The 7258-nt window shown below is 66.3% G+C and carries 7 protein-coding genes; 3 read left to right on the top strand and 4 right to left on the bottom strand.

Going from position 1 to position 7258, the window contains the following annotated elements; genetic code table 11:
* Window positions 1-293: 293 nt before the first annotated feature.
* Window positions 294-1505, bottom strand: a complete 1212-nt coding sequence (gene tyrS, locus ISP14_RS12780) for a tyrosine--tRNA ligase (RefSeq protein ID WP_404540491.1) — start codon at window positions 1503-1505, stop codon at window positions 294-296.
* 183 nt (window positions 1506-1688) lie between these two features.
* Between tyrS and ISP14_RS12775 the strand changes: the two genes are divergently transcribed.
* Window positions 1689-3131 carry an OapA family protein gene (locus ISP14_RS12775; protein WP_404540477.1) on the top strand — a complete coding sequence of 481 codons (1443 nt, stop codon included), beginning with the start codon at window positions 1689-1691 and terminating at the stop codon, window positions 3129-3131.
* A gap of 13 nt (window positions 3132-3144) precedes the next feature.
* Window positions 3145-4263 carry an anhydro-N-acetylmuramic acid kinase gene (locus tag ISP14_RS12770; RefSeq protein WP_404540474.1) on the top strand — a complete coding sequence of 373 codons (1119 nt, stop codon included), beginning with the start codon at window positions 3145-3147 and terminating at the stop codon, window positions 4261-4263.
* Between the two features lie 5 nt (window positions 4264-4268).
* Here ISP14_RS12770 and ISP14_RS12765 read toward each other — a convergent pair whose 3' ends face one another.
* The 3 genes from ISP14_RS12765 to ISP14_RS12755 all read right to left on the bottom strand — a co-directional run bounded on the left by ISP14_RS12765 (window position 4269) and on the right by ISP14_RS12755 (window position 6718).
* Window positions 4269-4568: a hypothetical protein gene (locus ISP14_RS12765; RefSeq protein WP_404540473.1), complete on the bottom strand. Its 300-nt coding sequence runs from the start codon at window positions 4566-4568 to the stop codon at window positions 4269-4271.
* Between the two features lie 139 nt (window positions 4569-4707).
* On the bottom strand, window positions 4708-5961 hold the full coding sequence (locus tag ISP14_RS12760) for an AmpG family muropeptide MFS transporter (RefSeq protein WP_404540470.1): 1254 nt from the start codon (window positions 5959-5961) through the stop codon (window positions 4708-4710).
* A complete protein-coding gene (locus ISP14_RS12755) occupies window positions 5951-6718 on the bottom strand; it encodes an exodeoxyribonuclease III (protein ID WP_404540467.1) in 768 nt (255 codons plus the stop codon). The genes ISP14_RS12760 and ISP14_RS12755 overlap by 11 nt, the downstream gene beginning before the upstream one ends.
* Before the next feature lie 36 nt (window positions 6719-6754).
* Here ISP14_RS12755 and ISP14_RS12750 point away from each other — a divergent pair, with 36 nt between their 5' ends.
* The gene (locus ISP14_RS12750; RefSeq protein WP_404540465.1) at window positions 6755-7249 is read left to right on the top strand and encodes a GNAT family N-acetyltransferase; all 495 of its coding nucleotides are present in this window, start codon (window positions 6755-6757) and stop codon (window positions 7247-7249) included.
* Window positions 7250-7258 lie beyond the last annotated feature (9 nt).

Genomic DNA, 7258 nt, shown 5'->3' with positions numbered 1-7258 from the left:
GTCCACACAATTCACCTGTGCACACTGTCAAAGATCTCTTCACCGCGGTCGTTTCCGCTAGAGGACATTTCGTCCCGGTGAGCCGCTCACTATACATCGTCTTTCCGGTCCGTCAACACCTGCAGCGAAGAATTTCTTGCCGTTCGGTGTGACGCCGCGCCGATGCAGCAGCGGGGCGGCGAATACTAGGTAGACGACCGTGGCTTGGCAAGCATTTTCTTCGAAGAAATCTTGCTCTTTCGCGCAAGCTACTGATCTTGCGCGAAACAATTCTGCAAAGTCGCGCGCTGTGCTCAGCCGCCGGTCAACCGCACCCTGGCGAAGTTGCGCTTGCCCACCTGCAGCACGCCCTCGAAGCCGGCGGCGAACACGCGCTGCGCGTCCTCCACCACCTCTGCATCGATGCGCACCGCGCGCTCCTTGAGCTTGCGGTTCGCCTCCGAGTTGCTGGCGGTGAGCCCCGCCGCGGTGAGCAGCGCCGGCAGGCGCAGGCCTTCGGCAGGCGCCGCGATCTCGCTGAGCGGCAGCAGCGAGGTATCCCCCTCGCCACGCACCACCGCATGCCAGCCGGCAATAGCCTGCTCGGCGGCGGCGGCATCGTGGAAGCGCGTAGCCAGTTCCCGCGCCAGGCGCAGCTTGGTGTCGCGCGGGTTCAGCTCGCCGCTTTCCACTTCGCGCTTCATGCGCGCCAGCTCGTCCAGCGACACTTCGAAGCTGAGTAGCTCGAACCAGCGCCACATCAGCGCGTCGTCGATCTTCATGGTCTTGGTGACGATGTCGATCGCCGGCTCGTCGATACCGATGTAGTTGCCCAACGACTTGGACATCTTGTTGACGCCGTCCAGGCCTTCGAGCAAGGGCATGGTGAGTACGATCTGCGGCTTCTGCCCGAAGTGTTCCTGCAGGCCCCGCCCCATCAGCAGGTTGAACTTCTGGTCGGTGCCGCCGAGCTCGACGTCGCACTCCAGCGCCACCGAGTCGTAGCCCTGCACCAGCGGATAGAGGAATTCGTGGATGGCGATCGGCTGCTGTGACGCGTAGCGCTTGGCGAAATCGTCGCGTTCGAGCATGCGCGCCACGGTGTGCTGCGCGGCGAGCTTGATCATGTCCGCCGCGCCCATCTTGCCGAACCACTCGGAATTGAAGCGCACTTCAGTGCGCTCGCGGTCGAGCACCTTGTACACCTGCGCGGCGTAGGTCTCGGCGTTCTTCAGCACGTCCTCGCGGGTGAGCGGCTTGCGCGTGACGTTCTTGCCGGTAGGGTCGCCGATCATCCCGGTGAAGTCGCCGATCAGGAAGATCACCTGGTGCCCCAGATCCTGGAACTGGCGCATCTTGTTGAGCAGCACGGCGTGGCCGAGATGCAGATCCGGCGCAGTGGGGTCGAAGCCGGCCTTGATGCGCAGCGGGCGCCCACTCTTCAGCCGCTCCAGCAGATCCTCGCGCTTGATGATTTCATCGGCGCCACGCGCGATCGCGGCCAGCGCCTGCTCGGGTTCGTTCATGCATTCCTCGGGGATGATGGTTGCCATGACAACCATCTGCGGGATGGCAATCACGTTTCAGCGTTAATTGTGCGTTAACCGAAAACCCAGCGCAAACCCTTGATGGGAAAGGCATTGACGCACTTGTCACACGACGACTATGGTACGCGGGTTTGTTACTTTGTACGACGAGGCTCGCGCAGCATGGTTGAGGAAAATCGGGGGGCGCGCCACGCACGCAAGCAGGCCATCTGCCGCAAGGCGCAGCGCCGGCACGTCAGCTTCTACGAGCGTTGCGCGCACTGGTCGTTCGACCGTTCGGAATCCACCACGCCCATCCACTGGCACCGCGAACGCTGGGTGCTGGCCGGCACCGCACTGATGGTGACGCTGCTCTCCGGCTTCATCATGCCGGCCTGGGCCACCGCGATGAAGCCCGCGCCGACCATCGAGGCACACACCCTGCTGCCGCTGGCCCTGCCAAAGCCGGCTCCGATCAACCCGGCGACTTCCACGGTAGACGACTGGCAGGTGGTGCGCGTGCAGCCGGGCCAGACGCTGTCGGACATCTTCGGCGGTCGCGGCCTGAGCCTTACCGACCTGCAGAAGGTGATGGATGCCGCCGGCGACGCGAAGTCCGCGCTGCACAACATCCGTCCCGGCGAAGAATTCGACTTCCTGCTCGGCCCCGGCGGCAGCCTGCGCGGCATCCGCTTCGACAAGGATCAGGCCAACCGCGCGATCGTGCGCCTCGACGGCCCGCAGCCCACGCTCGCCCTGGAGCGACGCGACATGGACACGCGTGAAGAAGTCGCGCATGGCGTGATCCGCAGCAGCCTGTACGCCGCCGGCGACCAGGCCGGGCTCAGCGCGGCGATGGTGGGCAAGCTGGCCGACCTGTTCAAGTACGACGTCGACTTCGTGCAGGACCTGCGCGAAGGCGACAGCTTCACCGTGATCTACGACGACATCTACCGCGACGGCGCGCGCTACGGCGAAGGCGACATCGTGGCCGCGGAGTTCGTCAACCAGGGCAAGCGCTACACCGCCTATCGCTTCCGCAAGGCCGACGGCAACTACGGCTGGTTCAGCGAAGATGGCCGCCCGCTGCAGAAATCCTTCCTGCGCATTCCGGTGGACTTCACCCGGATCTCCTCCACCTTCACCGCCGCGCGCATGCATCCGATCCTCGGCCGCATGCGCGCCCACAAGGGCGTGGACTACGCTGCGCCGTCGGGCACGCCGATCCACGCCGCCGGCGATGGCGTGATCAAGTACCGTGGCTGGGAGAACGGCTACGGCAACTTCGTGCTGATCCAGCACAACAAGGACATCAGCACTGCCTACGGCCACATGTCGCGCTTCGCCTCCGGCGAACGTGTGGGCCAGCACGTGAAGCAGGGGCAGATCATCGGCTACGTCGGCATGACCGGCCTCGCCACCGGCCCGCACCTGCATTACGAATTCCGCGTGGACGGCGCGCAGCGCAACCCGCAGACGGTGACCCTGCCCAAGTCCGAGCCGTTGCCCGGCGCCCAGCTGGCGCAATTCAAGGCCACCGTGGTGAAGCCTCAGCTGGCAAGGCTGGAGCAGATCGATCAGCGCGTGAAGCTGGCCCGCAACAACACGCCCAACACCGACAATTGAGCGCCGCGACCGCGTGAGTGAAACCCCGGCGCTCTATCTCGGCCTGATCTCCGGCACCAGCGCCGACAGCATCGATGCCGCGCTGGTGTCGTTCGAGCACGAACGGCCGCGCCTGCTTGCCGCACGCGCGCATCCCTGGCCGACGGCGCTGCGCGAGCAGATCCTCGCCGTGGCGCAAGGCGAAGCCACACTGGACCTCGACGCATTCGGACGACTGGACGTGGCGCTGGGCCACGGCTTTGCCGAAGCCGCGCTCGCCCTCCTGCGCGAACACGGCATCGATGCCTCGGCGGTGCGCGCCATCGGCTCGCACGGCCAGACCGTGCGCCACCGCCCCACCGGCGAACACCCCTTCACCCTGCAGCTGGGCGATCCCGCCACGATCGCCGAACGCTGCGGCATCGACGTGGTGGCGGACTTCCGCCGCGCCGACGTGGCCGCCGGCGGCCAGGGCGCTCCCTTGCTGCCGGCTGTCCATGCGATGCTGCTGGCGCATCCCGGCCATGGCCGCGTGGTGCTCAACCTCGGTGGCATCGCCAATATCACCGTACTCGGCGCCGACGGCAGCGTCCTCGGCTTCGATACCGGCCCCGCCAACGGCCTGCTGGATGCATGGTGCCTGCGCCAGCATGGCGAACCGTTCGACCGCGACGGCAACTTCGCCGCCAGCGGCCGGGTCGACGCGGCACTGCTCGATGCGCTGCTGGCCGATCCCTATTTCGCGCTGGCGCCGCCCAAGAGCACCGGCCGCGAACACTTCCACCTCGACTGGCTCGCTACGCATCCACGCATGGCCGCACTGGCGGCAGCCGACGTGCAAGCCACGCTGCTTGAGCTCACTGCACGCAGCGTGGCCGAGGCGATCACGCGCCACGCACCGGATGCGGAAGACGTGCTGGCCTGCGGCGGCGGCGTGCACAACGGCGCGCTGATGCGCCGGCTCGCCGAACTACTGGCGCCACGCACACTGTCGAGCACCGCGGCATTCGGCGTCGACCCGGATTTCCTCGAAGCCACCGCGTTCGCGTGGCTGGCCCGGCAGCGCTTGCTCGGCCTGCCCGGCAACCTGCCCGCGGTCACCGGCGCGCGCGGCCTGCGCCAGCTCGGCGCAATCCATCCCGCGCCGCGCTGAATCGCTTATTCGAACAAACCGGCTTTGCGCTGCAGAGGCACCAGCGAGTCGCTGCGTGCGGTCGACAGTGCCTGCACGGTCTCCCGGAACACCGCCTGTTCGGTCGCATTCCACGGGCCGGCCAGCATGGCGAGCTCGTCGGCCTCGATCAGGGCTTCGGCCTGCTGGCCGCTTTCGGCGGCACGAAGGCCACGCCGCAGCGCGTACAGCAGCACCTCGTTGATGCTCAGCTGATGGTTTTTGGCGAACGACTGGATGCGCTCGGCCAGCAGATGATCGACATGGCGTATCACTAGATCGGGCATTCGTCGGCTCCTTGCGCGCGGCGTACCCCCCTGCGCCATGATCATCGCCGGCCCGGGAATGCCGGGCAAGCCGTGCCTTGCCAATCCGTGGCCTATGCCGCAGCCGTAACGTGATCCCGTGCGCAGAGCTAGCGCGCTCTCAGTGCGGTCGCGCCAGCTCCACACGATCAATCGCACGGCGCATCGCGAGTATCAGCAGCAGGCCGGGCAGGGCCGACAAGGCGGTGATCACGAAGAAGTTCGACCAGCCCACCTGCGGCACCAGCCACGCCGCCAGCGGACCCAGGAACACCCGCCCCACCGCCGACAGCGAGGACAGCAGTGCGTACTGGGTGGCCGAATAGCGCACATTGCACAGCGCAGTCACGAGCACCACAAAGGCGGTACTGCCCAAGCCGCTGAAAAAGTTCTCCGCACCCACCACGACGGCTAGCGCCAGCAGATTGGGGCCACTGTGCACCAGCCAGATATAGCCAAGGTTCACCAGCGCCTGCAGCACACCCAGCAACAGCAGCGCAGGAAACAGCCGTATCCGCGTCACCACCCAGCCACCGGCCAGTGCGCCAAGCAGACCAGCGGCAAGGCCGAGGACCTTGTTGATCGCACCCAGCTGGATCAGCGAGAACTGCGGCACGCGCAGCAGAAAGGTGGTGGACAGCGACAACGCGAACGCATCGCACAGCTTGTACAGCACCATCAGCGCCAGCCAGGCCAGTGCCAGCACGCCATAGCGTTGAAAGAAATCCACGAACGGTTGCACCACTGCCTCTGCGAAGCTGCGCGTGGGCTGCTCGTCCGGCGCCTCCGGTGAGGTCGCGGTGACCAGGATCGCCGCGAGCATCAGTGCACCCATCAGTCGATACACCCAGGCCCAGCCCAAGTGACCGGCCAGGATCAGCGCCAGTGCACCGGATACCAACATGGCCGCACGATAGCCGCCCTGCATGAAGGCGATGCCCCAGCCACGCTCCTCCGGCCGCAACAGATCGGTGCGATGCGCATCGTAGGCGATGTCCTGGGTTGCGGACGAGAACGCCACCAGCACGGCAAGGAGCACCAGCATGGCCGCCGCCTTTTGCGGCGTGTGAAAACTCATGGCGATCAGGGCACAACCGCAGACCGCCTGCATCAGAGCGATCCATCCGCGGCGACGTCCCAGCCAACGCAGCTGGAAACGGTCAAGCAGCGGCGCCCAAAGGAACTTGAACACGTAGGCCGTGCCGGTCAGCGTGACCCAGCCGATGTCCTTGAGACTGAGGCCAGCAGTGGTGAACCACGCCTGCAGGGTCGGGTTGGTCAAGGCCAGCGGCAAGCCGGAGGCGAAGCCCAGCAGGCCAACGCTGAGGATGCGCCAGTTGCGTCCCGATACGGCGGCCGCGCCCTCAGTCGGCATAGTCGACGGTGTACGGCGCGTGATCCGAGAAACGCTCGTCGCGATAGATCGCGCAACGCTTCAACCGCTTCCCCAGTCCGGGCGTGACAAACTGGTAGTCGATGCGCCAGCCCACGTCGTTCTCGCGGGCACGGCCCCGGTTCGACCACCAGGTGTAGTCCTCGCCCTCGGGGTGCAAGGTGCGGTAGCTGTCCACCCAGCCGCGCTCGACCAGGCCGTTGAGCCAGGTGCGCTCCTCCGGCAAGCAGCCGGAGTTCTTCTGGTTGGATTTCCAGTTCTTGATGTCCTTCTCGCTGCGCACGATGTTCCAGTCGCCACACAGCACGTAGTCGCGGCCGCTCTTCAGCCATTCGCCGAGGATGGGCGCGAGCCAGTCCATCGCCTTGAACTTGAACTGCTGGCGCTCCTCGCCCGAGGTACCGGACGGCACATAAAAGGACACCACGCTCAACTTGCCGAAACGCGCCTCGACATAGCGGCCTTCGTTGTCGAATTCGTCCCAACCCAGCGCGGTGCGCACTTCGTCCGGCTCGCGTTTCGCGTAGATCGCCACGCCCGAGTAGCCTTTCTTGGTGCTGGCGTCGCGGTAGAAGCAATGGTGGCCGTCGGGACGGAACATCGGGTCGGTGAGCTGATCCTCCTGCGCCTTGGTCTCCTGCAGGCAGACCACGTCGGCCCGCTGCTGCCGCAGCCACTCGAACACGCCCTTGGTCGCGGCCGAGCGGATGCCGTTGGCGTTCAAGCTGATGATGCGCATGCGCGACTCCCGGTGTGAAACGGCATCATAGCAACCATGACTGCACCACCCTCCATCCGCGTCTGCCCGGTTACGCCCGTCCTGCGCGACGCCGTGCTGGGCCTGCACGTGCAACCGGAGCAGGACGGCTTCGTGAGCCCGCCTGCGCGCACCCTGCCCGATGCCGAGCAGTGTCCTGACAGCGAGCCGATGGCGATCCTGCTCGGCGACGCCGTGATCGGCTACTACCGCATCGAACGCAGCGCGCGCAGCCTTACCGGCCGCGACGCCGATGCCGATGCACTGGGCCTGCGCTCGTTCCAGCTCGATGCCCGCTGGCAGGGGCGCGGACTCGGCGCGATCGCGATGGAAGCACTGTTGGCCGACCTTGCACAGCGCCACCCGCAGGCGCGCCGCATGCTGCTCACGGTGAACTGCGCCAATACCGCCGCGCTGGCGCTGTACCTTCGACACGGCTTCATCGACAGCGACGAGCTGTACCATGGCGGCCGCTCCGGGCCACAGCACCTGCTGTGGCGTGCCCTTCCCTGACGAGAGTGC

Source organism: Dyella agri (assembly GCF_044904705.1).
Classification (GTDB): Bacteria; Pseudomonadota; Gammaproteobacteria; order Xanthomonadales; family Rhodanobacteraceae; genus Rhodanobacter_A; species Rhodanobacter_A agri.
The sequence above is the reverse complement of the archived record's forward strand: the minus strand, read 5'-3'. Positions and strand labels throughout refer to the sequence as shown.

Coding starts and splice junctions, on each gene's coding strand:
- tyrS (WP_404540491.1), bottom strand. CDS start 1,505: ATGAACGAACCCGAGCAGGCGCTGGCCGCGATCGCGCGTGGCGCCGAT.
- ISP14_RS12775 (WP_404540477.1), top strand. CDS start 1,689: ATGGTTGAGGAAAATCGGGGGGCGCGCCACGCACGCAAGCAGGCCATC.
- ISP14_RS12765 (WP_404540473.1), bottom strand. CDS start 4,568: ATGCCCGATCTAGTGATACGCCATGTCGATCATCTGCTGGCCGAGCGC.
- ISP14_RS12760 (WP_404540470.1), bottom strand. CDS start 5,961: ATGCCGACTGAGGGCGCGGCCGCCGTATCGGGACGCAACTGGCGCATC.
- ISP14_RS12755 (WP_404540467.1), bottom strand. CDS start 6,718: ATGCGCATCATCAGCTTGAACGCCAACGGCATCCGCTCGGCCGCGACC.
- ISP14_RS12750 (WP_404540465.1), top strand. CDS start 6,755: ATGACTGCACCACCCTCCATCCGCGTCTGCCCGGTTACGCCCGTCCTG.